This window comes from Streptomyces sp. NPDC053432 (assembly GCF_055585365.1).
Genome location: NZ_JBVJKF010000012.1, coordinates 1 through 20,842, shown reverse-complemented (window position 1 = coordinate 20,842; position 20,842 = coordinate 1). Strand labels below are relative to the sequence as shown.

At 71.6% G+C, this 20,842-nt stretch carries 20 protein-coding genes; 11 read left to right on the top strand and 9 right to left on the bottom strand.

Going from position 1 to position 20,842, the window contains the following annotated elements:
• The first annotated feature begins 115 nt into the window (after positions 1–115).
• On the top strand, positions 116–451 hold the full coding sequence (locus tag ACZ6Y1_RS20615; protein ID WP_469631519.1) for a YnfA family protein: 336 nt from the start codon (positions 116–118) through the stop codon (positions 449–451).
• 84 nt (positions 452–535) lie between these two features.
• Complete coding sequence (locus ACZ6Y1_RS20610) at positions 536–1,303, top strand: SDR family NAD(P)-dependent oxidoreductase (RefSeq protein WP_469631516.1); 768 nt, start codon at positions 536–538, stop codon at positions 1,301–1,303.
• A gap of 14 nt (positions 1,304–1,317) precedes the next feature.
• Here the strand turns inward: ACZ6Y1_RS20610 and ACZ6Y1_RS20605 are convergent, their stop codons facing one another.
• The 5 genes from ACZ6Y1_RS20605 to ACZ6Y1_RS20585 all read right to left on the bottom strand — a co-directional run bounded on the left by ACZ6Y1_RS20605 (position 1,318) and on the right by ACZ6Y1_RS20585 (position 6,826).
• Positions 1,318–2,058, bottom strand: coding sequence for a polysaccharide deacetylase family protein (locus ACZ6Y1_RS20605; protein WP_469631514.1), 741 nt, complete (start codon positions 2,056–2,058; stop codon positions 1,318–1,320).
• 89 nt (positions 2,059–2,147) lie between these two features.
• The gene (locus ACZ6Y1_RS20600) at positions 2,148–3,107 is read right to left on the bottom strand and encodes a DUF8094 domain-containing protein (RefSeq protein ID WP_469631511.1); all 960 of its coding nucleotides are present in this window, start codon (positions 3,105–3,107) and stop codon (positions 2,148–2,150) included.
• A 222-nt stretch (positions 3,108–3,329) separates the two neighbouring features.
• Positions 3,330–4,226 (bottom strand): RNA polymerase sigma-70 factor, encoded by an 897-nt coding sequence (locus ACZ6Y1_RS20595; RefSeq protein WP_469631509.1) that lies wholly within the window; start codon positions 4,224–4,226, stop codon positions 3,330–3,332.
• A gap of 32 nt (positions 4,227–4,258) precedes the next feature.
• Entirely contained in the window at positions 4,259–5,476 is a 1,218-nt protein-coding gene (locus ACZ6Y1_RS20590; protein ID WP_469631506.1) for an NAD(P)/FAD-dependent oxidoreductase, read from the bottom strand.
• Positions 5,477–5,632: 156 nt separating this feature from the next.
• Entirely contained in the window at positions 5,633–6,826 is a 1,194-nt protein-coding gene (locus tag ACZ6Y1_RS20585; protein ID WP_469631503.1) for an RtcB family protein, read from the bottom strand.
• A 158-nt stretch (positions 6,827–6,984) separates the two neighbouring features.
• Between ACZ6Y1_RS20585 and ACZ6Y1_RS20580 the strand changes: the two genes are divergently transcribed.
• From ACZ6Y1_RS20580 to ACZ6Y1_RS20570, 3 genes are all read left to right on the top strand, one after another.
• Positions 6,985–7,863 carry a DUF3558 domain-containing protein gene (locus tag ACZ6Y1_RS20580; protein WP_469631500.1) on the top strand — a complete coding sequence of 293 codons (879 nt, stop codon included), beginning with the start codon at positions 6,985–6,987 and terminating at the stop codon, positions 7,861–7,863.
• 114 nt (positions 7,864–7,977) lie between these two features.
• The gene (locus tag ACZ6Y1_RS20575; RefSeq protein WP_469631497.1) at positions 7,978–8,742 is read left to right on the top strand and encodes a DUF3558 family protein; all 765 of its coding nucleotides are present in this window, start codon (positions 7,978–7,980) and stop codon (positions 8,740–8,742) included.
• A 135-nt stretch (positions 8,743–8,877) separates the two neighbouring features.
• Positions 8,878–10,260, top strand: a complete 1,383-nt coding sequence (locus ACZ6Y1_RS20570) for a DUF2637 domain-containing protein (RefSeq protein ID WP_469631494.1) — start codon at positions 8,878–8,880, stop codon at positions 10,258–10,260.
• A 70-nt stretch (positions 10,261–10,330) separates the two neighbouring features.
• On the opposite strand, the gene lysS is transcribed toward ACZ6Y1_RS20570, so the two are convergent.
• On the bottom strand, positions 10,331–12,070 hold the full coding sequence (gene lysS / locus ACZ6Y1_RS20565) for a lysine--tRNA ligase (protein ID WP_469631491.1): 1,740 nt from the start codon (positions 12,068–12,070) through the stop codon (positions 10,331–10,333).
• 179 nt (positions 12,071–12,249) lie between these two features.
• On the opposite strand from lysS, the gene argS reads away from it, so the two are divergent.
• Both argS and ACZ6Y1_RS20555 read left to right on the top strand, forming a co-directional pair.
• Positions 12,250–14,019, top strand: a complete 1,770-nt coding sequence (gene argS, locus ACZ6Y1_RS20560; protein WP_469631488.1) for an arginine--tRNA ligase — start codon at positions 12,250–12,252, stop codon at positions 14,017–14,019.
• Between the two features lie 142 nt (positions 14,020–14,161).
• A complete protein-coding gene (locus tag ACZ6Y1_RS20555) occupies positions 14,162–14,722 on the top strand; it encodes a DUF3995 domain-containing protein (RefSeq protein WP_469631487.1) in 561 nt (186 codons plus the stop codon).
• A gap of 211 nt (positions 14,723–14,933) precedes the next feature.
• Here ACZ6Y1_RS20555 and ACZ6Y1_RS20550 read toward each other — a convergent pair whose 3' ends face one another.
• Complete coding sequence (locus ACZ6Y1_RS20550; protein ID WP_469631485.1) at positions 14,934–15,188, bottom strand: hypothetical protein; 255 nt, start codon at positions 15,186–15,188, stop codon at positions 14,934–14,936.
• A 421-nt stretch (positions 15,189–15,609) separates the two neighbouring features.
• On the opposite strand from ACZ6Y1_RS20550, the gene ACZ6Y1_RS20545 reads away from it, so the two are divergent.
• Both ACZ6Y1_RS20545 and ACZ6Y1_RS20540 read left to right on the top strand, forming a co-directional pair.
• Complete coding sequence (locus ACZ6Y1_RS20545) at positions 15,610–16,005, top strand: hypothetical protein (RefSeq protein ID WP_469631481.1); 396 nt, start codon at positions 15,610–15,612, stop codon at positions 16,003–16,005.
• 84 nt (positions 16,006–16,089) lie between these two features.
• The gene (locus ACZ6Y1_RS20540) at positions 16,090–17,058 is read left to right on the top strand and encodes a hypothetical protein (protein ID WP_469631478.1); all 969 of its coding nucleotides are present in this window, start codon (positions 16,090–16,092) and stop codon (positions 17,056–17,058) included.
• Positions 17,059–17,086: 28 nt separating this feature from the next.
• Here ACZ6Y1_RS20540 and ACZ6Y1_RS20535 read toward each other — a convergent pair whose 3' ends face one another.
• Positions 17,087–17,893, bottom strand: a complete 807-nt coding sequence (locus ACZ6Y1_RS20535) for a TetR/AcrR family transcriptional regulator (protein WP_469631475.1) — start codon at positions 17,891–17,893, stop codon at positions 17,087–17,089.
• 116 nt (positions 17,894–18,009) lie between these two features.
• Between ACZ6Y1_RS20535 and ACZ6Y1_RS20530 the strand changes: the two genes are divergently transcribed.
• Positions 18,010–19,026 carry an ATP-binding cassette domain-containing protein gene (locus ACZ6Y1_RS20530; protein ID WP_469631472.1) on the top strand — a complete coding sequence of 339 codons (1,017 nt, stop codon included), beginning with the start codon at positions 18,010–18,012 and terminating at the stop codon, positions 19,024–19,026.
• Positions 19,023–19,775 (top strand): ABC transporter permease, encoded by a 753-nt coding sequence (locus ACZ6Y1_RS20525; protein WP_469631469.1) that lies wholly within the window; start codon positions 19,023–19,025, stop codon positions 19,773–19,775. The genes ACZ6Y1_RS20530 and ACZ6Y1_RS20525 overlap by 4 nt, the downstream gene beginning before the upstream one ends.
• 115 nt (positions 19,776–19,890) lie before the next feature.
• Here ACZ6Y1_RS20525 and ACZ6Y1_RS20520 read toward each other — a convergent pair whose 3' ends face one another.
• A complete protein-coding gene (locus tag ACZ6Y1_RS20520; RefSeq protein ID WP_469631466.1) occupies positions 19,891–20,163 on the bottom strand; it encodes a DUF1876 domain-containing protein in 273 nt (90 codons plus the stop codon).
• Positions 20,164–20,842: the final 679 nt, after the last annotated feature.

The window sequence follows — 20,842 nt, the reverse complement described above, 5'->3', positions numbered from 1 at the left end:
ATCGCGTCCTCGCGCGGAGGCTAGCCAGCACCGGCCCCAACCGGTCGGACCATCACACGAATGAGGGCGAGGCATACCCCCATCCGCCCACCGCCCCCTGCATAGGCTTCCGGCCATGCTGATCACCCGCTCCATCGCCCTGTTCACCCTCGCCGCCCTCCTGGAGATCGGCGGCGCCTGGCTCGTCTGGCAGGGCGTCCGCGAACACAGGGGCTGGGCCTGGATCGGCGCCGGGGTCATCGCCCTCGGCCTCTACGGCTTCGTCGCCACGCTCCAGCCCCAGGGCGACTTCGCCCGCGTCCTCGCCGCCTACGGCGGGGTCTTCGTCGCCGGATCCCTCGCCTGGGGCGTCGTCGCCGACGGCTACCAGCCCGACCGCTGGGACGTCGCCGGAGCCCTCGTCTGCCTCGCCGGCATGGCCGTGATCATGTACGCGCCACGCGGCCGCTGAGCCCCGCCCGGCCCGCCTATGCTGGCGAGTATTCGACCGTACGAACGACCGGCACGCGCCCGACCGAACCGAGGAGCCCCCGACATGAGCACGACCACGGCCACCCGCACCGCCGTCGTCACCGGAGCGAGCAGCGGCATCGGCGCGGCCACCGCCCGGCAGCTCGCCGCGGCCGGCTACCACGTCGTCCTCACCGCCCGCCGCAAGGACCGCATCGAGGCCCTCGCCGCCGAGCTCACCGCGGCCGGCCACTCCGCCACGGCCCACGCCCTCGACGTCACCGACCGGCCCGCCGTCGACGCCTTCGCGGCCTCCCTCGACCGCTGCGACGTCGTCGTCAACAACGCGGGCGGCGCCCTCGGCGTCGACCCCGTCGCCACCGGGGACCCGGCCGACTGGCGCACGATGTACGAGACCAACGTCATCGGCACCCTCAACGTCACCCAGGCCCTGCTGCCCGCGATCACCGCCTCCGGCGACGGCACGGTGGTCGTCCTCTCCTCCACCGCCGGCCACGCCACCTACGAGGGCGGCGCCGGCTACGTCGCCGCCAAGAACGGCGCCCGCGTCCTCGCCGAGACCCTCCGCCTGGAACTCGTCGGCCAGCCCGTGCGCGTCATCGAGATCGCCCCCGGCCTGGTCAAGACCGAGGAGTTCGCGAAGACCCGCTTCCGCGGCGACACCGAGCGCGCGGCCAAGGTCTACGAGGGCGTCGCCGCCCCCCTCACCGCGGACGACGTGGCCGAGACCGTCACCTGGGCGGTGACCCGCCCCAGCCACGTCAACATCGACCTCCTGGTGGTCCGCCCGCGCGCCCAGGCCTCGAACACGAAGCTCCACCGCGAGCCGTAGTCCGCGCCCCCGCGCTACGGGACCAGCCCGGCCGCCTTCAGGTGCGGCATGAGGGCGGCCGGCTTGAGCCCGGCCGCCTTCGCCGCGTCCAGCGCCCGCCGCAGGTCCGCCGCCAGGGTCGGCGTGAAGTGCAGCAGCACGATGTCACCGGCCGCCAGCTGCGGAGTGGGCGGCGTCCCGCTCCAGCTCGTGAAGTCGTACGTCCACGTCACGAGCGCCTTCACCCCGCACGCCTTCGCCGCGAGCCGTACGTCGTCGTTCACGGCCCCGTACGGCGGCCGCAGCAGCTTCGGCGTCCGCCCGAACACCGCCTCCAGCCGCTCCCCCGCCCCGCACACCTCGGCGTCCTTGCCGGCGGCGTCGAGCGTGGTCAGGTCCGGGTGGTTGACGGTGTGGTTCTCGACGCCCGCCCGCCCCTGCTCGGTGAGCGCCGTGAAGTACTGCGTGTCGTACGAAGTCGCCCCCGGCAGCAGGAACAACGACACCGGCACCCGCTTCTCCAGCAGGATCCGGGCCGCCTCCGGATCGTGGTTCCACCCGTCGTCGACGGTGATGAAGACGACCTTCTCCTGGGTCGGCACGTGCGACACGACGGGCGGCAGCCCCACTCCGGCCCGGGCGGACCCGGCCGAACCGGCCGAACCGTCCGAACCGGCCGAACCGGCCGAACCGTCCGACCCGTCCGACCCGGCCGCTCCCGCGGACCCGGCGGCCCCGAGGGCGAGCGACAACGACGCGAGAGCGGCGACAAGCACGCGAGATCTCCCCATGCCGCACACCCTGGTCTAGACCAACTCCCGCCGTCAACCCCCCGGTTGCCCCCTCCTCGGCCCCGGCACGGCCCCTACTTGGGAGTCCCCTCCGCCGAAAGCACTGGCGCATCAAGCGCGTTGCTGCCCACCACATCGGCCGGACCCCCGCCCGGGGGAACCTCGAACGACACGGTCACGCTCCGGCGCACGGTGGAGTTCCGCCACCACTCGCCCGCGCCCCCGATCATCGCGCCGACGTCACCCAGCTCGCCGCTGCCGTACTTGAACACCGCGTTGCGGCCGTTCCAGAAGTCGGTCCGCACGAAGGTACAGGTGACCAGGGACTTCCCGTCCGACAGCCGGACCACCGGCAGCTCCCCGCCGACCGCCTCCAAGGACACCCACTTGTCCACGTGCGGCGTCTTCTCGCCCAGCTCGTTGTAGGCGTCGACCACCCCACTGGTCAGCTCGCCCGGCACGAAGTGCTCGCTCTCCGGCTTGCCGTACCCCACCGACAGGCTCGTGTACTTCGCGTACCGCCCGCACACCTCCCGGTCCGCGGCAGCCGTGGGCGACAGGGCCACCGCACCCGCCGCGTCCCGCACGGGTGCGGCGATCTCCTTGTCCCTGAGCCGGAACCCGCCTATCTCGTTCGTGCGCGCCGGGTTCGGCGCCTCCGCCCGGTCGTTCACCCACGACGTGGCGGCCGCCTTCCACTCCCCGCCCGGCGCGTCCTGGACGAAGTAGTGGACGGCACTGGACCGCTTCTGCTCGGCACCCGCGAACTCACGGGTCAACACGGCGAACGACCTCGGATGGCCCGGCTGGTCCTTCTCCGCCGGGACGAGGAACTCCGGCCGGCCGAAGGAGTCGACCCAGCCCGCGTTACCGGCCCGCACCTTCAACAGGTCCACCCAGGCCCGGTTCTCCGCCAGCAGCGGCCCGGTCTCCACCGCGGCGAGGGCCTGCCCGTCCCGGCGGGCGACCGTGTCCCGGCGCTCCCAGGCGTACCGGTTGAACACCGCCTCGGCCTGCTCCTTGCCGATCACCATCGGCACCACCGGCACGGCCGGCCCGCTCGCCGGAGCCTTCCCGTCCGTCTTCGCGGACGTGCACCCGGCGACCCCGACGGCACACCCCACCGCTACCACGGCAACACCCGCCCGCAGCCGCCGACCAGCCGAAAACCCCATCGCGGACCATCCCCCCACGGCACTCACCCATCAGGACCGCACCGCCGGCGGCCACAAATGCGAATACCGTACGGGCGGCCGTCACCGCAGGGTCAGCGGGGTCTCCGACTCGACGCGGGACAGCTTCTCCGGGTTGCGCACGTAGTAGAGGCCCACGATCCGGCCGTCCTCCACCCGCGCCGCCATGACCCCGTCGAGCTCGCCGTCCAGGTGCACGACCAGCGCCGGGCTCCCGTTGACCAGGGTGTGGCCGACCACGATCGGGATCCGGTTCTTGCTGAACCCGCCGATGAGGAAGCGGGACACCTTGTCGGCGCCGACGATCGGCCGCACCGCGGCCTGCTTGATGCCGCCGCCGTCGCTCATCAGGACCACGTCGGGCGCCAGCACGTCGAGGAGGCCCTGGATGTCCCCGCCGTTCGCCGCCGCCCAGAACGAATCCAGAGCCGCCCGCGTCTCGCTCTGCGACACCACCTCGCGCGGACGGCGGGCGTCCACGTGCTTGCGGGCCCGGTGCGCGATCTGGCGGACGGCCGCCGGGGTCTTGTCGACGGCCTCCGCGATCTCCTCGTACCCCACGTCGAAGACCTCGCGCAGCACGAACACGGCCCGCTCCGTCGGCGACAGCGTCTCCAGCACGAGCATCACCGCCATCGACACGCTCTCGGCGAGCTCGACGTCCTGGGCCACGTCCGGCGTGGTCAGCAGCGGCTCCGGCAGCCACGGCCCGACGTACGACTCCTTGCGGCGCGACATCGTGCGCAACCGGTTCAGCGCCTGCCGGGTCGTGATCCGGACCAGGTACGCGCGCTGGTCGCGCACCTGCTCCAGGTCCACCTCGGCCCACCGCAGCCAGGTCTCCTGCAGCACGTCCTCGGCGTCGGCCGCCGAGCCGAGCATCTCGTAGGCAACGGTGAAGAGCAGGTTGCGGTGGGCGACGAACGTCTCGGTCGCCGCATCGGCCACATGATCACTCATGTCTTGATCATCTCTCGCCCGGTCGACGCGCACTAGGCGATCCGCTCGACTACCGCTCGAACCCCCGCACCCTCGGCCGCCACCCTGGCCCGCACCAGCTCCTGGCGCTTGGCGGCGCTCCCGGCACGGTGCAGCTTGTACCCGCCGGGCCGGTGACCCTCCTCGGCCAGGTGCCTGACGACGCCCGTGCACACGGCCTCCTTCACCTTCGCGCCCAGCCGGCCGTCGATGTGCGCCCACACCGCGACATCGGCCCTGTTGGCGAACTGGAAGATGCCGGTACCCCGCCCGAGGCTGATGCACTGCGCCGCGAACGTCTGGTGCAGCTCCTCCGGCCGCTCGCCCGCGATCCGGCTGAGCACCGTGTCCGCGACCCGCGCACCCATCGGCATCGCCATCTGGCAGCTCATCCGCAGCGGCTGCCCCGACGGCGCTGCCGAATCCCCCGCCGCGAACACGCGGTCGTCATCGATGCTGGTCAGCGTCTCGTCGGTGAGCAGGCGCCCCAGCGCGTCGGTGCTCAGCCCGCTGCGCACGGCCAGGTCCGGAACCCCGAACCCGACGGTCCAGACGGTCACCGCGCTCGGCAGCACCCGCCCGTCGGCGAGCTCCACCGCATCCCGCGTCACGGCCGCCACCTTCGCCCCGGGGCCCTCCAGCACGCGCACCCCGAGCGCCGCGAGCCGCCCCGCCACCGAGCGGCGGCCGCGCGCGTGCAGGTACGGCCCGAGCACCCCGCCGCACACCAGGGTCACGGCCCGGCCCTGCTCGGCCAGCTCGGCCGCGGTCTCGATCCCGGTCGGCCCGGCCCCGACCACGGTCACCGCCGCGTCCGCGGGCGCCGCGCCGAGCACCGGCAGCAGCCGCTGCACGTCCTCCAGGGTCGCGACGGGGTAACCGAACTCGGCCGCCCCGGGCACCCCCGGATCCGCGCTCCCGCTGCCCACCGCGTAGACGAGGTAGTCGTAGCCGACGGCGTCCCCCTTCGCCAGCTCCACCCGCCGCCCCGCCGCGTCGATCCGCGTCACGGCGTCCACGACGAGCCGCACCCCGTCTGCGAGCACCTCCCGGAACCCGACGACGGCGTCCCCGGTCCCGGCGGCCAGCTGGTGCAGCCGGATCCGGTGCACGAACTCCGCACGCGGGTTGACCAGCGTCACGCTCACGTCCTCCCGCTGCGTCAGCCGGTTGGCCGCCATGACACCGGCGTACCCGCCACCGATCACTACGACATCCGTCTTGCCGCTCATGGTGTCTCCTAGGTCCGTCCCCATCGGGTCGACCACAAGACACCGCGGGGCGGATCCCTGTGACAGCACGTGACCCAGATCACTTCGAGTGGATACCGCCCGCCCGTGAAGACGAAGGGCCCGGACCACAGGTGGTCCGGGCCCCGCGTGCGGGCGTCAGCCCTTGATGCAGATGACCTGCTTGAGCTTGGCCACGACCTGCACGAGGTCGGTCTGCTGGTCGATGACCTGCTCGATCGACTTGTACGCGCCCGGGATCTCGTCCACGACGCCCGAGTCCTTGCGGCACTCGACGCCCTTGGTCTGCTCCGCCAGGTCGCGCGCCGAGAACTTCTTCTTCGCAGCCGTGCGGCTCATCTTGCGGCCGGCGCCGTGCGAGGCCGAGTTGAAGGACTTCTCGTTGCCGAGGCCCTTCACGATGTACGAACCCGTGCCCATGGAGCCCGGAATGATCCCGTAGTCGCCACTGCCGGCGCGGATCGCGCCCTTCCGGGTGACCAGCAGGTCCATGCCGTCGTACCGCTCCTCCGCCACGTAGTTGTGGTGGCAGCTGATCTCCTGCTCGAAGGAGACCTTCGCCTTGCGGAACTCCCTGCGGATGACCTCCTTGAAGAGGCTCATCATGGCCGCGCGGTTGTACTTGGCGTACTCCTGGGCCCAGAAGAGATCGTTGCGGTACGCCTCCATCTCCGGTGTGGCGGCCAGGAACACGGCCAGGTCACGGTCGACCAGACCCTGGTTGTGCGCGAGGCCGTGAGCCACACCGATGTGGTGGGCCGCGAGCTCGTTGCCGATGCCCCGGGAGCCGGAGTGGAGCATCAGCCAGACCGAACCCGACTCATCGAGACAGAATTCGACAAAATGGTTGCCGGATCCGAGCGTTCCGAGCTGTTTCATGGCGCGTTCCCGACGGAATTTGACCGTGTCGGCGATGTAGTCGAACCGCGCCCAGAGGTCGTCGTACCCCTGGACCGAGAAGCCGTACAGCCGCGCCGGGTCCACGGGCTCCTTGTGCAGGCCCGTCCCCACCGGAATCACCGACTCGATCCGCGCCCGCAGCTTCGACAGGTCCCCCGGGAGGTCGTTCGCCGTCAGGGACGTCTTCACCGCCGACATGCCGCAGCCGATGTCCACGCCCACCGCCGCCGGGCAGACCGCGTCCTTCATCGCGATGACCGAGCCGACCGTCGCGCCCTTGCCGTAGTGGACGTCCGGCATGACGGCCAGGCCCTTGATCCACGGGAGGCCCGCCGTGTTCTGCAGCTGGCGCATCGCGCTGTCCTCGACCGACGCCGGGTCGGTCCACATCCGGATCGGGACCTTCGCCCCGGGTACCTCTACATACGACATACGGAATCAATCCCCCGAAAACCACAGAAAAGTCGGAAAGCGCAAAAAGCCTCGCTCTTGGCCCTGAATGGGACAGGGGACCGGCGTCGGCACCAGCGTGTGCGGTAGACATTGTGTCCATCCGCGTCCGAGTCGCGGCAACGTATTTAAGGGGGCCAGTGGACGTGCAGCGCAAGGCGGCGGTACGGCGAGTCCTGCCCGGTATCGCGATGTTCGCCGCGCTCGCGGCCGGCGCGGGAGTCCTGACCGGGTGCACCGGCGGGGGCAACCCCGGCGGCGGCAGCGACGCCAAGGGCGGCGGGAACCAGGCCGCGCCCGCGCAGCCCGGGAAGTACCGCAGCCTGCCCTCCCCCTGCCGGGCCGGCGTCGACAGCAAGCGGCTCAAGGGGATGCTGCCGGTCCCGGACACGCTGCCAGCCCCGCAGCGCGACCAGCTGTACGCGGGCGTCGCGGACACCTCGTACGACGGCGACCGGCACGTCGGCTGCCGCTGGAACGCGCAGACGCCCGAGGAGACCCGGCTGCTGTCGGTGGTCTTCGAGCGCGTGGTCTCCTACGACCGCTCCGCGACCAGCGACGACGACAAGGCGCGGCAGGTGTACGTGCGCCGGGTGACCGACGCGCACCTGCCCTTCCCCACGCCCACCATCTCGGCGCCCGCGCCGGCGGCGACGCCCACGCCCACCCCGGCCGGCAGCGCGGCGGCGCCCCCCGCCGCGGCGCCCCCCGCCGCCGGGGCCCCCTCGCCGGGCGGGAGCGCGGCTGCGACTCCCGCTCCGTCCGCGCCCGTCGAGCTCGGGTCGCGGGTGCTGGAGGGGCTCGGGACCGAGGCCTTCATCGAGGACAAGCTGAGCCCGGCCGGGGCCAGCGCCGCGCAGTCGCGGACGGTGCGGATTGTGTTCCGCACCTCGAACGTGATCGTGACGGTGGAGTACAGCGTGCAGCCCGCACTGCCGGGCGTGGTCCCGCCGAGCGGTGAAACCCAGGACAGGACAAGGCAGTTGGCGCAGGCGCTCGTCGAGCGGTTCAACGAGTGAAGTGGGTTCGGCGCGCCGGTAGGTGACGGCGCGCACAGCATGCAGGCGTCGGGTCGGGCTACCGTTGCTCGGGTTCGCGTCCGAATTAGTCCGACCATCGCACCAGAAGGAAACATGCACCGATCTGCCTCGCGCCTCACCCGCGTTCTCGCCTGCGCAGCCGTCCCGGTGGTCCTCGCCGTCGCCGGCTGCTCCTCCGATTCGGGCAAGGAGTCGGGCTCGGGCAACAACAAGAAGTCCGGTTCGTCCGCGTCCGCGAAGCCGAGCGGCAAGGCTTCGACCGCCCTGGAGAAGGCGACGTACGCCGCGCTCCCGGACCCCTGCAAGGTGCTCCAGTCGGCGACGCTCGACACGCTCGTCCCGAAGGTGAAGGACAAGAACGGGGCGGCGGCCAAGTCGAACGACCTGGCCAGCCGGGCGGGCTGCTCCTGGAACGGTCTGGACGCGGACGGTCTGAAGGGCTCGCAGTACCGCTGGCTCGCGGTGAACTTCTCCCGCTCCGACTCGCACGCCTCGCTGGGCAGCGCCGACAAGCGCGCCGAGGAGCAGTTCAACAAGCAGGTCGAGCTCGCGAAGGCGACCGAGGGTGCGGAGAACCTGAAGGCCGAGCAGGCGGGTGGCATCGGCGACCAGGGGACGTCGGTCGTGTACTCGGTGAAGAAGGACAACGTCGACTCCTTCAACACGACGATCGTGGCGCGCACGCACAACGTGGTGATCACGCTCGACTACAACGGTGCGGCGTACGAGGGTGCCGGGGCGCCGGATCAGGCGAAGCTGCTGCAGGACGCGATCGTGGCGGCCAAGGAGGCCGTGGCCTCGGTGGAGACCGCGAACCAGCAGCAGGGTCAGCAGTCGCAGTCGCCGCAGCCCCAGTAGTGACGCCCCGGTAGTAACGGGGCCAGGGGAGCGGTGACTTCCGGTCGGGCTTACGCTGTGCCTGCCGCGGCTCGGTAAAGGCTCGGTAAGTACTGGGAAGTGCTCGACAAGGGGAGGGGATCACGGGTGGCCGCGATGCAGCTGACTCGTACCCACCGGATACTCATCGGTGTCGTGGTCGCCGGCGCCGTGGTCATCGCGGGGATCGGTTTCGCGGGTTCGTACTCCGCGGTGCGCGCCCTGGCGTTGAAGAAGGGCTTCGGCGACTTCTCTCTGGTGTTCCCGATCGGCATCGACGCGGGCATCTGTGTGCTGCTGGCGCTGGACCTGTTGCTGACGTGGATCCGGATCCCCTTCCCGCTGCTGCGGCAGACGGCGTGGCTGCTGACGGCGGCGACGATCGCGTTCAACGGTGCCGCGGCGTGGCCGGACCCGCTGGGTGTGGGCATGCACGCGGTGATCCCGATCCTGTTCGTGGTGACGGTGGAGGCGGCCCGGCACGCGGTGGGCCGGATCGCGGACATCACGGCGGACCGGCACATGGAGGGTGTGCGGATCACGCGGTGGCTGCTGTCGCCGGTGCCGACGTTCAAGCTGTGGCGGCGGATGAAGCTGTGGGAGCTGCGTTCGTACGAGCAGGCGGTCGGGATGGAGCAGGACCGGCTGATCTACCAGGCGCGTCTGCAGGCGCGGTACGGGCGTGCCTGGCGGCGCAAGGCGCCGGTGGAGGCGCTGATGCCGCTGCGGCTGGCGCGGATCGGTGTGCCGTTGTCGCAGACGGCTCCGGAAGGGCTGGCGGCGGCGGGGATCGAGCCGGCGCTGCTGCCTCCGGTGGAGCAGGGCGGCGAGGTGCAGGCGGCGGTGGAGGCGCAGGCGGGGCTGCCCGTGGCTCCGGCGCTGGAGGCCGCGGGTGCCGATGCGCTGCAGGCGCAGGCCGAGGCCCAGGCGCAGGCCTTCGCGCAGGCGCAGGCCTTGGCCTTCACGCAGGCGCAGATGCAGATGCAGGCCCAGATGCAGGCCCAGCAGCAGGCCCAGGTGCAGCCCGCGGTGCACGCTCCGGCGGCGTTCGCGGTGGAGCCGACGGCGATGCCGGCGGCGCACAACAGTGCGTGGTTCGCGGCGCCGGTGGCGCCGCAGGCGGCGTACGAGGGCGGGTACAACCCGCAGTACGTGGAGGGTCTGGAGTCGACTCCGGTGATGCCTCCGGCGGGCCCGGACGAGGAGCAGTTCACGCACCCGCGGGAGCAGGTGCCGATGCCGGCTCCGCGGGAGGAGCCGGAGGGCGCCGGGGAGGCCGCGGAGGCGCCGGACGAGGCGGACTTCGCGGAGGCCGCGTACAAGGTGTTCCGGGCGCTGGTCGACGAGCAGAACGACTTCCCGACGGCGGAGGCGCTCGACATACACCTGTCGGACGGTTACGGGGTGACGCACCCGCGCAGCGGTTCGCTGCTGCGGCGCATGATCCCGGCGTTCAAGCAGCGGTACCAGAAGGATCTGGAGAACGAGCACATCGCGTAGTGGTGTCCGCTCGCGCGGGAAGGGCCCGCACCCTTGAGGGGTGCGGGCCCTTCCGTCGTGTCGCGGGGCCTCAGGCGGCGAGGAGCTTGCGCACGCGGTCCGCGCCGACGGCGAGGAGCAGGGTGGGCAGGCGGGGTCCGGTCTCGCGGGTGACGAGGAGCCGGTAGAGGAGCGCGAAGAAGGTGCGCTGGGCGACCTTGAGTTCCGGGGTGGGCTTGGCGTCGGGTTCCAGCCCGGCCATGACCTTCGGGACTCCGTAGACGAGGGTGGTGAGCCCGTCGAGGGACCAGTGCGAGTCGAGTCCGTCGAGGAGCAGGCGGAGGGACTCGCGGCCCTCGTCGTCCAGCGACGTCAGCAGCTCGGTGTCGGGCTCGTCGCGTACGAGGGTGCGCTGGTCGGCGGGGACCTGGGTGGTGATCCAGTTCTCGGCGCGGTCCAGGCGCGGGCGCACCTCGTCGAGGGAGGTGAGGGGCTGCGAGGGGTCCAGGTCGGCCAGGATGCGCAGGGTCTGCTCGTCGTGGCCGGCGGTGATGTCGACGACGGAGGCGAGCGTGCGGTACGGCAGGGGGCGCGGGGTGCGCGGGAGCTCGTGGGAGGCGACGCGGACGGCGCGGGCGTGGGCGGCGGCGTCGGCGGGCAGGACGGTGCCGTCGGCGACCTTGGCCTCCAGCTTGTCCCACTCGTCGTAGAGCCGCTGGATCTCCTGGTCGAAGGCGATCTTGAAGGACTGGTTGGGCTTGCGGCGGGCGTAGAGCCAGCGCAGCAGCTGCGGTTCCATGATCTTCAGGGCGTCGGCCGGGGTGGGGACGCCGCCCTTGGAGGAGGACATCTTGGCCATGCCGCTGATGCCGACGAAGGCGTACATGGGGCCGATGGGCTGTTCGCCGCCGAAGATGCCGACGATCTGGCCGCCGACCTGGAAGGAGGAGCCGGGCGAGGAGTGGTCGACGCCGGAGGGCTCGAAGATCACGCCTTCGTAGGCCCAGCGCATGGGCCAGTCGACCTTCCAGACGAGCTTGCCTCGGTTGAACTCGCTGAGCTTGACCGTCTCGGTGAACTCGTCCTCGGTGCAGACGTAGGTCATCTCGGTGGTCTCGTCGTCGTACGAGGTGACCTTGGTGAAGTCCTTGCCGCACTCGCCGCAGTAGGGCTTGTAGGGGAAGTAGCCGCCCTCGGCGCTGCTGCCGTCGTCCTCGGCGGCGGCGCCGGAGCCTTCGGCGGCTTCCAGCTCGGCCTCGTCGACCTGCTTCTGCTGGGGCTTCTTGCCGCCCGGCTTCTGCTTGGTGCGGTACTGGTCGAGGATGGCGTCGATGTCGGCGCGGTGCTTCATCGCGAACAGGACCTGCTCGCGGTAGGTGCCGGCGGTGTACTGCTCGGTCTGGCTGATGGGGTCGTACTCGACGCCCAGCTCGGCCAGGGACTCGACCATGGCGGCCTTGAAGTGCTCGGCCCAGTTCGGGTACGGGGAGCCTTCGGGGGCGGGCACGGCGGTCAGCGGGCGGCCGATGTGCTGGGCGTGGGATTCCTCGGTGACGCCGGGGATGCCCTTGGGGACCTTGCGGTACCGGTCGTAGTCGTCCCAGGAGATGAGGTGGCGGACCTCGTACCCGCGGCGGCGGATCTCGTCGGCGACCAGGTGCGGGGTCATGACCTCGCGGAGGTTGCCCAGGTGGATGGGGCCGGAGGGGGAGAGTCCGGACGCGACGACGACCGCTTTGCCCGGGGCTCGGCGCTCCGATTCGGCGATGACCTCGTCCGCGAAACGGGAGACCCAGTCGGTCTCGGTGCTGCTCTGGGCGCTCTGAGCCACGACACGTCCTTCTATCTCGAATGCTGGCTTCGGCCATTCTCCCAGACGGAACGGGGCGCTCCGGGGTTGCTCCCGGCCAGTGATATGCCGCGAAACGAGGAGGCCCCACGTGGGATACTCGGCACTTGTCGGAACAACCAAGTGCACCCACCGGCACGACCTCACAGGAACGGCAGCTCATGGCCTCGGTCCCTTCCCTCGCTTCTTCCGTCGATCAGCGCGTCGCGGACGCCCTCGCCTCGGCCCTGCCGGAGGCCGGTGGCGCCGACCCGCTGCTGCGACGAAGCGACCGGGCCGACTTCCAGGCCAACGGCATCCTGGCGCTCGCGAAGAAGGCGAAGGCCAACCCGCGCGAGCTGGCGACGAACGTGGTCGAGGGCATCTCGACCGGTGACCTGATCCGGGAGATCGAGGTCTCGGGTCCGGGCTTCCTCAACATCACCGTCACCGACCGGGCGATCATCGAGACGCTCGCGGCCCGGGCGGGCGACGACCGTCTGGGCGTGCCGCTGGCGGCGAACGCGGGCACGACGGTGATCGACTACGCGCAGCCGAACGTCGCGAAGGAGATGCACGTCGGCCACCTGCGGTCCGCCGTGATCGGTGCGGCGATGGTGGAGATCCTGGAGTTCACGGGCGAGAAGGTGGTGCGCCGTCACCACATCGGCGACTGGGGCACCCAGTTCGGCATGCTCATCCAGTACCTCCTGGAGCACCCGCACGAGCTGGACCACAAGTCGGAGGGGGAGGCTTCCGGCGAGGAGGCCATGTCGAACCTCAACCGGCTGTACAAGGCCTCGCGCGCGCTCTTCGACTCCGACGAGGAGTTCAAGACGCGGGCCCGGGCGCGGGTGGTGGACCTGCAGGCGGGCGAGCCGGAGACGCTGGCGCTGTGGCAGCGGTTCGTGGACGAGTCGAAGATCTACTTCTACTCCGTCTTCAACAAGCTGGACATGGACATCCAGGACCCGGACGTGATCGGCGAGTCCGGCTACAACGACATGCTGGTCGAGACGTGCAAGCTGCTGGAGGAGTCGGGTGTCGCCGTCCGCTCCAACGGTGCGCTGTGCGTGTTCTTCGACGACGTCAAGGGCCCGGACGGCAACCCGACGCCGCTGATCGTGCAGAAGTCGGACGGCGGTTTCGGCTATGCCGCGACCGACCTGTCGGCGATCCGCGACCGTGTCGGCGAGCTGAACGCGACGACCCTGCTGTACGTCGTCGACGCGCGCCAGTCGCTGCACTTCAAGATGGTCTTCGAGACGGCGCGCCGGGCGGGCTGGCTGAACGACGACGTCAAGGCCGTCCAGCTGGCGTTCGGTACGGTCCTCGGCAAGGACGGCAAGCCGTTCAAGACCCGTGAGGGCGAGACGGTCCGGCTGGTGGACCTGCTCGACGAGGCCGTGGACCGGGCGACCGCGGTGGTCCGGGAGAAGGCCGACAAGGTGGGCCTGACGGAGGCGGAGATCGTCGAGAACGGCCAGTACGTGGGCATCGGCGCGGTGAAGTACGCCGACCTGTCAACGTCCGCGGCCCGTGACTACAAGTTCGACCTGGACCAGATGGTCTCGCTGAACGGCGACACGTCGGTGTACCTGCAGTACGCGTACGCCCGTATCCGCTCGATCATGCGGAACGCGGGCGAGCGGAAGCCGGCGGCGCACGCGGAGCTGGAGCTGGCGCCGTCGGAGCGGGCGCTGGGTCTGCACCTGGACGGCTTCGGCGAGCTGATCGGCGAGGCGGCCGCGGAGTACGCGCCGCACAAGGTGGCGGCGTACCTCTACCAGCTGTCCTCCCTCTTCACGACGTTCTACACGGAGTGCCCGGTCATCAAGCCGGAGCCGGAGCAGGTCGTCGCGGAGAACCGCCTCTTCCTGTGCGACCTGACGGCCCGCACGCTGTCGAAGGGCATGTCCCTGCTGGGCATCCGCACGCCCGAGAAGCTCTGACGCACGCGTACGAAGGCCCCGCCCCGGTGCACGCGCCGGGGCGGGGCCTTCGCGCGTGTGGCGCGGCCCACAGGAATGTTCCCTCTGCGGCCCTCCTCCTTCCGGTGACGGATTTTGCGCACCGAGGGCCGAGGGGGCTCATATGAACGTGAACGTGAACGTGGACGACACGGCCCAACGCCGTCGCCGTCGCCGGAGCGGATCGGCGGTGGCGGGGGTGCTCGCCTTCGACGGCGTGGTGCACCTGTACTGGGCGACCGGGGCCACCTGGCCCGCCGCGGACGCGCGGGGGCTGTCGCTCGCCGTCCTCGGCCTGGAGGCGCCGTTCACCCCACGCGTGGTGATCCCGCTGGCCGCACTGCTGCTGACGGGGGCCGGGAGCGTACTGGCGCGCTCCCGGGGGCGCGGGGGACGCCCGGCCCGCCTGGTGACGGGCGCGGTGGCCGCCGGTCTGACCGTACGGGGCCTCGCGGGCCTCGGCTGGGCGGCCGGTCTGCCGGCGAGCCCGGCCGGCAGCCCGTTCTACGCCCTCAACCTGCTGCTCTACACGCCGGTGTGCCTGACCCTCGCGTGGGCATCGGCCCGGCTGACGGGCGCCGGACCGATGGCGGCCGGTGCAGGCGGACCGGCAGCCCCCGGCCCAGCTGCGGCCCCGGTCCCGGGTGCGACCCCAGGCGGTCGCCGCCGCACCCGCACCACCTGACACGCGGCTCCTGCACGACCACGGCCGGGGGCAGGGGCGCTCGCCGCCGCGCCGACACCCGCGCCATCCGCGACCCGCGCCCCGGCCACGCGGCCTCGACCCGGCCCAAGCGGCCGCCGCCGGGCCCGCACCCGTACCCGTGCCGCCTGACACGCGGGCCGCTGCACGACCGCGGCCGGGGGCAAGGGCGGTCGCCGCCGGGCCCGGCTCGCTAGGAACGGCCGCTGCACTTCTTCATGGCCGCGTACGCCTCCGGCGATTCCTTCAGGCCGAGCCCTTCGAGCGCGTGGTCGCCCGTCCGCGGATCGGGATCGGGGAAGTCCGCGAAGCCTGCCGCCCGCATGCACGTGGTGAACGCCTGCTGCTGCGCGAGCAGTGCCGGGTCCAGCGGAGCGGCCGGCCGACGCCCCTCGCAGGCCGCCTCCGCCTCTTTTCGCTTGGCCGGATCCGCCTTCTCCCAATCCATAACCGGAATCCCTGAAGAGCTGCCTTTCACCGGCAGACCCTGTTCGGCGAGACATTGGAAAAAGTCGGCCGTCCTGGGGTCGACCTCCTTCTTCCCTTTCTCGGACGACGAAACGGAGAGCCCGGCCGCGCCCCGGGCCGGGGCAGAAGCGGAACCCTCCGCAGTGCAGCCGGACAGGGCCAAAAACGTCAGCGCAGCAGGTATGGCAAGAGATCGGGCACGCGGAAATGGCACAGCAAGCCTCCTCAGGCACCTCGTATCGCCGGACACCTTAGGTCAACCGGCAGGCCGAATTCCTGTACTCGCGGACAGTTGCGAGTCCCGCCGATGCGTGATCCACTCCATGGCGGTCGAAGCCCCGCCCGCAATGGCCACGATCCCGCATCCGAAATTGCGACAGTTTGTCCGAAAGGCATGACTGATGAAGCTTCGTAATTCCCTGCGCACCGTCGCGGCCGCCGGCCTCGTCCTCGGCATGGCCGCCGTCGGCGCCGGCTCCGCCTCCGCCACCGAAAAGGACGGCTGGCTCACCGACGGCGAGCTCGGCCTGTTCTGCTGGCAGGACCAGTCGAACTCGGTCTTCGACCTCTACGTGAACGACATCAACTTCTACGACGACAACTTCAAGGGAACGCGGAGCTGTTCCGGCCAGCTGACGGACAACAACACCGAGTCCTGGTCGAACCGCGACACCTACACGTGGAAGGTCTACACGGGGTCGGGCGGCCAGGGTTATCAGGCCAACCTCGCGGCCGGCGGCAGGGGCAACCTGAATTCGACGTTCTTCAACCAGATCTCCTCGGCCTTCTACTTCTAGGCCCGCGCGGGAAGCCGGCTCCGCCCTCCGTCCACCGGCGGAGCCGCCCCGCGCCCCCGGCCGCCTCCACGATCCGGAGCCCTCATGTTCCCGCCGCACGCCCCGCGCGCCGCCCTGGCGGCCTCCGCGGCCGCTCTGGCGCTCCTGCTGACCGGGTGCTCGCAGCCGGGCGACGGCAAGGCCGACCCCGACGCCGGCAAGGAACCCGCCATCGGCGAGGTGCCCACGCTGCTGGAAAGCCGGAGCCTGACCTTCCCCCTGGCCCCGTACACCGCGGACAACCGGCAGATCGCCCTGCTCGACGAGGCACAGGACGTGCTCATCGACCAGTGCATGCAACGCTACGGTTTCCGCTTCCAGCAGCGGCGGAAGGCCGACGCGACCGTCAAGCAGGACGAGAACCGGCGCTACGGGATCTCCGACCCGGCCGAGGCGGCCCGGATCGGTTACACCAACCCGCAGGCCGGCCAGACCGTGAAGCCCCCTCGGCCGGTCCTCGGCCCCAACGAGAAGCTGGTACTGAACGGCTTGGAGGTCGACCCGTCCCTCCCGGTCCCGATGAGCCAGGAGGAGGCCGAGAAGTCCGACGTGGCGACCACGGTCGTCGGCGGCCAGAAGGTCCCGGCGGGCGGCTGCCTGCGCGAGAGCGCCCTGAAGCTGTTCGCGCCCACGAAGGACACGGTGGACGGCATGGTCGCGCAGAGCTACGGGCTGGAGGCCTACGGCCGCGCCCAGAAGGACAGCCGGGTGGTAGCGGCGACCAAGTCCTGGAGCGCGTGCATGGAGAAGCACGGCTACGCCGGCTACACCGACCCGACGAGCCTGCCGCCGGGCATCACCGAGGCCAACATCGGCAGCCCGCAGGCGGTCACCGCGGCCGTGCAGGACGTGGAGTGCAAGCGGGAGACCAACCTGGTGGGCATCTGGTACACGGTGGAAGTCGCCTACCAGCAGCGGGCGATCGAGCGGAACGCGGAGACGCTGGACCTGGCGAGGAAGCAGCTGGACGCGCGGATGAAGCTGGCGGCGACCCTGCAGTCGTCGGGAGCCTGAGCCGCAGCGGCCCCGACCGCTCCACCGCTCAGCCCCCGGCCGCCCTCCGCCCGTCGATGAGTCCGGCCAGGCCGTCGAGCAGCCGGGCCAGGGCGAACCGGAACTGGAAGTCCGGCTCGTCGGAGCCCGTGAACGCGTCGGACTCCAGCAGCCGGGTCACCGCCGGATGGCTGTCCGGGCCGGTGAGCAGCCGCAGCGTGCGCACGTACTGGCCCACGACCTGGTCCGGTGAGACGCCGCTCTTGACGATGGCTTCCATCATGTCGGCGGCCATGGTCGCCTCGTTCCGCACGAGTCCGCCGATGAGGATGATCGTCGAGAGCTTCTCGCTCTCCCGCAGGCCGGTGCCCGCCATGGAGGCGAGCCCGCGCTCCATCCAGGCGAGCTGGTTCGGGGTGGCCGGCGGGGCGGTGATCGGGATGCGCAGGATCCACGGATTGGCCATGAGGACGGCGCGCTGCGCGTACGCCCACTCCGACAGGAGCTCCCGCCAGTTCCGGCCGTCGCCGCCGTCGGCGCCGTCGCGGCCGTCCGCTTCCGGCAGCGGCGGCGGGGTGCCGACTCCCGCGTCCGACATCAGGATGTACAGCTCCTCCTTGGCCGCGACGTACCGGTAGAGGGACATCGTCGAGACGCCGAGCTCCTTGGCCACCCGGCCCATGGAGACGGCGTCCATCCCCTCCGTGGCGGCGAGCGCGACGGCCGCCTCCACGATCCGCGGGACGGTGAGGGTGGGGCGGGGGCCCTTGCCGGGGCGCTCGCGCAGGCCCCAGGCCACCTCCAGGCTCGCGGGGAGCCCGGTGCCGTCGGCCGCCGATCCGTCCTGGTCCGCCATGGCGGCTCCCTCCCCTCTGCGTCCGTTCCGCCGTGTGCCGTTGACCCACATCCTAGTTCTGTGTATTACTTACGCAGTAGCGCGTAACCCATACGCAGAAGGGAGCGTGGTCCTGCATGACCGCGTACGACCCCAGCACCACCCGCGGCAAGGCCCGCGGCACCCGCCCCGGCCCGGATCTCGGCACAGGCCCGGCCCCCAGCACCGGCCCCGGCCCGGACCTCGGGATCCACGCCACCGGCCTGACCAAGTCCTACGGCGCCCTGCGCGTCCTCGACGGCATCGACCTCGCCGTCCCCCGCGGCAGCGTCCTCGCCCTCCTCGGCCCCAACGGCGCCGGGAAGACCACCACTGTCCGGATCCTCGCCACCCTCACCGAGCCCGACGCCGGCACCGCCCGGGTGGCGGGGCACGACATCGCCTCCGCGCGGGCCCGCGTACGCCGCTCCATCAGCCTCACCGGGCAGTTCGCGGCCGTCGACGCGCTCCAGACCGGCGCCGAGACGCTCCGGATGATGGGCCGGGTCCGCGGGCTGGGGCCCCGCGCCGCCCGGGCCCGGGCGGACGAGCTGCTCGAACGCTTCGGGCTCGCCGAGGCGGGCGCGCGCCCGGCCAAGACGTACTCCGGCGGCATGCAGCGGCGCCTCGACCTGGCCGCGAGCCTGGTCTCCCGACCCGAGGTGATCTTCCTGGACGAGCCGACGACCGGGCTCGACCCGCGCAGCCGCCAGGACCTGTGGGACCTCGTACGGGAACTGCGCACGGACGGGACGACCGTGCTGCTCACCACCCAGTACCTGGAGGAGGCCGACCGGCTCGCCGACCGCGTCGCGGTCCTCGCGGACGGGCGCATCGCCGCCGAGGGCACGCCCGCCGAGCTCAAGTCCCGGGTCGACGGCCACCGGCTGGACCTCACGCTCACCGACCGGGCCGCCTACGAGGCGCTGGCCCCGCGCGCCGTGCACCTCGCCCCGGAGGAGCTGACCCTGGGCCTCTCCACCGACGGGAGCGCCGCGCACGTACGGGCGCTGCTCGACGAACTCGACCCGGACCGCACCGCCGTCGACCGCTTCGCGGTCCGCACCGCCACCCTCGACGACGTGTTCCTCGCCCTGACGGGAGCCGAGCGATGACCGCCGCCACCCACGCCCTGTCCCTGGCGGGCCGCAGCCTGCGCATCAGCCGCCGCAGCCCCGACGCGCTGATCGCGGCGCTGATGCTGCCCGTGATGCTGATGCTGATCTTCGTCTACTTCTTCGGCGGCGCCATCGACACCGGGACCGAGTACGTGACGTACGTGGTTCCCGGCGCGATGCTGCTCTGCGCCGGGTTCGGGGCGGCGAGCACCGCCGTCAGCGTCGCGGACGACATGAGGAACGGCGTCGTCGACCGCTTCCGCTCCCTGGACATCGGCGGCATCCCGATCCTGGCCGGACACGTGGCGGCCTCCGTCCTGCGGAACCTGCTGTCGACCACCCTCGTGCTCGCCGTCGCCCTCGCCATCGGCTTCCGGCCCGAGGCCGGGCCGGCCGCCTTCCTGGCGGCGGCCGGGCTGCTGTTCGCGTACATCACGGCGATCTCGTGGCTGGCCGCCGTCCTCGGCCTGCTCGCCAAGTCGCCGGAGGCGGCGGGCGGGTTCACGTTCCTGATGATGTTCCTTCCGTACCCGTCCAGCGCCTTCGTCCCCATCGGGACCATGCCGGGCTGGCTGCACGGCTTCGCCGAAAACCAGCCGCTGACCCCGGTGATCGAATCCCTGCGCGCACTGCTGCTGGCGCAGCCCGCGGGGAACTCCCCCTGGGTGGCCCTGACCTGGTGCGCGGGCATCACGGCAACGGCCGTGACCCTCTCCGGCGCCCTGTTCCGCAGCCGCACGCGCTGACGGGGCGCCCGCTGACGGACCGCCCGTCGACGGACCGCCCGTCGACGGACCGCCCGTCGACGGGGCCCGCTGACGGTCCCCGCTCGGGGCGGAGCCCGTCAGCAGGCCCGTCCGCTCACCGGTTGAGCGGATAGGAATGACGGCCGGTGGCTTCGTCGATCTCGCTGTGGGCCTTCTGCAGCATCTGCGACGCGATATCCATGAGCGCCCGAGCGCCCGCGATCTCCTCGCCGACCCTCAGCTGTTCCGGGTCGGAGGGGTGGCGCAACGCGTACCCGCGCGCCTTGATCTCGGAGCCGTCCCCAAGCCTGACGAGGGCCGCCGCAGTGGTGCGGTGGCCGTCCTCGGTGAATTCGAGTTCCACATGCCACCCGACGAGTGTGGCCATGGTGCATCACCTCCAGGGGGTCACCCTGCTTCCAGGGTGCGCCTACGGGGTGCGGATCGCGAGCGGGGCCCTCTCCCCCTCGACCCCGCCCCCGGACCGGTGGCTGCCCACCCGCCCCGCACGGGGGTGGGGGCGGGTCGGGACAGCCCTGTGCGGCGGGGGTGGGGGCGCGGGTTCGGCGGTGCCCCGGCCGGCCGGCAGCGAGGAAGGGTTGGGGATTTCCCGTCAGTCCCATAGTCCTTCCGCGTCGGGCCGGCCTGTCAAGGGCGCTCCCTGCGGTCGCGTCGCTGCGCGATCGCCTGCGGCGACCCTTGACAGGCCGTCCCGCCACGGAAAGACAAGGACTGTCGGGAAACCCCCAAAGGAACGGGCCGGGCGGAAGAGCCCATAAGCGGCGCGGCCAGCGATGCGCGAGGCGGTCGAGGTGGGGCGCACTTGCCTCGGGCCGCCTGTTCGCCCTGCGGGCCGGGCAGTCGGCCGAGACCCCTCCCCACCTCGGCCACAAGAGCCTGAACGGCAGGAAGGGCGCGTCAAATCGCTACGCGCTCCTCACGTCTCGGCGTCTGACCCCCGTCCGGGGCTGATCACGCCCCAGATCGCTACGCGCTCCTCTTCGACGGCGTCCGACGACCGCCTGGGGCCGGACATAGGCCGCAAAAGGCCCCTTCAGGCCCTCAAT

What these genes read in the sequence shown, in the direction of transcription:
- argS (WP_469631488.1), top strand. Translation starts at nt 12,250, where the DNA reads ATGGCCTCGGTCCCTTCCCTCGCTTCTTCCGTCGATCAGCGCGTCGCG.
- ACZ6Y1_RS20615 (WP_469631519.1), top strand. Translation starts at nt 116, where the DNA reads ATGCTGATCACCCGCTCCATCGCCCTGTTCACCCTCGCCGCCCTCCTG.
- ACZ6Y1_RS20570 (WP_469631494.1), top strand. Translation starts at nt 8,878, where the DNA reads ATGCAGCTGACTCGTACCCACCGGATACTCATCGGTGTCGTGGTCGCC.
- ACZ6Y1_RS20545 (WP_469631481.1), top strand. Translation starts at nt 15,610, where the DNA reads ATGAAGCTTCGTAATTCCCTGCGCACCGTCGCGGCCGCCGGCCTCGTC.
- ACZ6Y1_RS20595 (WP_469631509.1), bottom strand. Translation starts at nt 4,226, where the DNA reads ATGAGTGATCATGTGGCCGATGCGGCGACCGAGACGTTCGTCGCCCAC.
- ACZ6Y1_RS20525 (WP_469631469.1), top strand. Translation starts at nt 19,023, where the DNA reads ATGACCGCCGCCACCCACGCCCTGTCCCTGGCGGGCCGCAGCCTGCGC.
- ACZ6Y1_RS20610 (WP_469631516.1), top strand. Translation starts at nt 536, where the DNA reads ATGAGCACGACCACGGCCACCCGCACCGCCGTCGTCACCGGAGCGAGC.
- ACZ6Y1_RS20540 (WP_469631478.1), top strand. Translation starts at nt 16,090, where the DNA reads ATGTTCCCGCCGCACGCCCCGCGCGCCGCCCTGGCGGCCTCCGCGGCC.
- ACZ6Y1_RS20555 (WP_469631487.1), top strand. Translation starts at nt 14,162, where the DNA reads ATGAACGTGAACGTGAACGTGGACGACACGGCCCAACGCCGTCGCCGT.
- ACZ6Y1_RS20600 (WP_469631511.1), bottom strand. Translation starts at nt 3,107, where the DNA reads ATGGTGATCGGCAAGGAGCAGGCCGAGGCGGTGTTCAACCGGTACGCC.
- ACZ6Y1_RS20575 (WP_469631497.1), top strand. Translation starts at nt 7,978, where the DNA reads ATGCACCGATCTGCCTCGCGCCTCACCCGCGTTCTCGCCTGCGCAGCC.
- ACZ6Y1_RS20550 (WP_469631485.1), bottom strand. Translation starts at nt 15,188, where the DNA reads ATGGATTGGGAGAAGGCGGATCCGGCCAAGCGAAAAGAGGCGGAGGCG.
- ACZ6Y1_RS20535 (WP_469631475.1), bottom strand. Translation starts at nt 17,893, where the DNA reads ATGGCGGACCAGGACGGATCGGCGGCCGACGGCACCGGGCTCCCCGCG.
- ACZ6Y1_RS20590 (WP_469631506.1), bottom strand. Translation starts at nt 5,476, where the DNA reads ATGAGCGGCAAGACGGATGTCGTAGTGATCGGTGGCGGGTACGCCGGT.
- ACZ6Y1_RS20530 (WP_469631472.1), top strand. Translation starts at nt 18,010, where the DNA reads ATGACCGCGTACGACCCCAGCACCACCCGCGGCAAGGCCCGCGGCACC.
- ACZ6Y1_RS20585 (WP_469631503.1), bottom strand. Translation starts at nt 6,826, where the DNA reads ATGTCGTATGTAGAGGTACCCGGGGCGAAGGTCCCGATCCGGATGTGG.
- ACZ6Y1_RS20520 (WP_469631466.1), bottom strand. Translation starts at nt 20,163, where the DNA reads ATGGCCACACTCGTCGGGTGGCATGTGGAACTCGAATTCACCGAGGAC.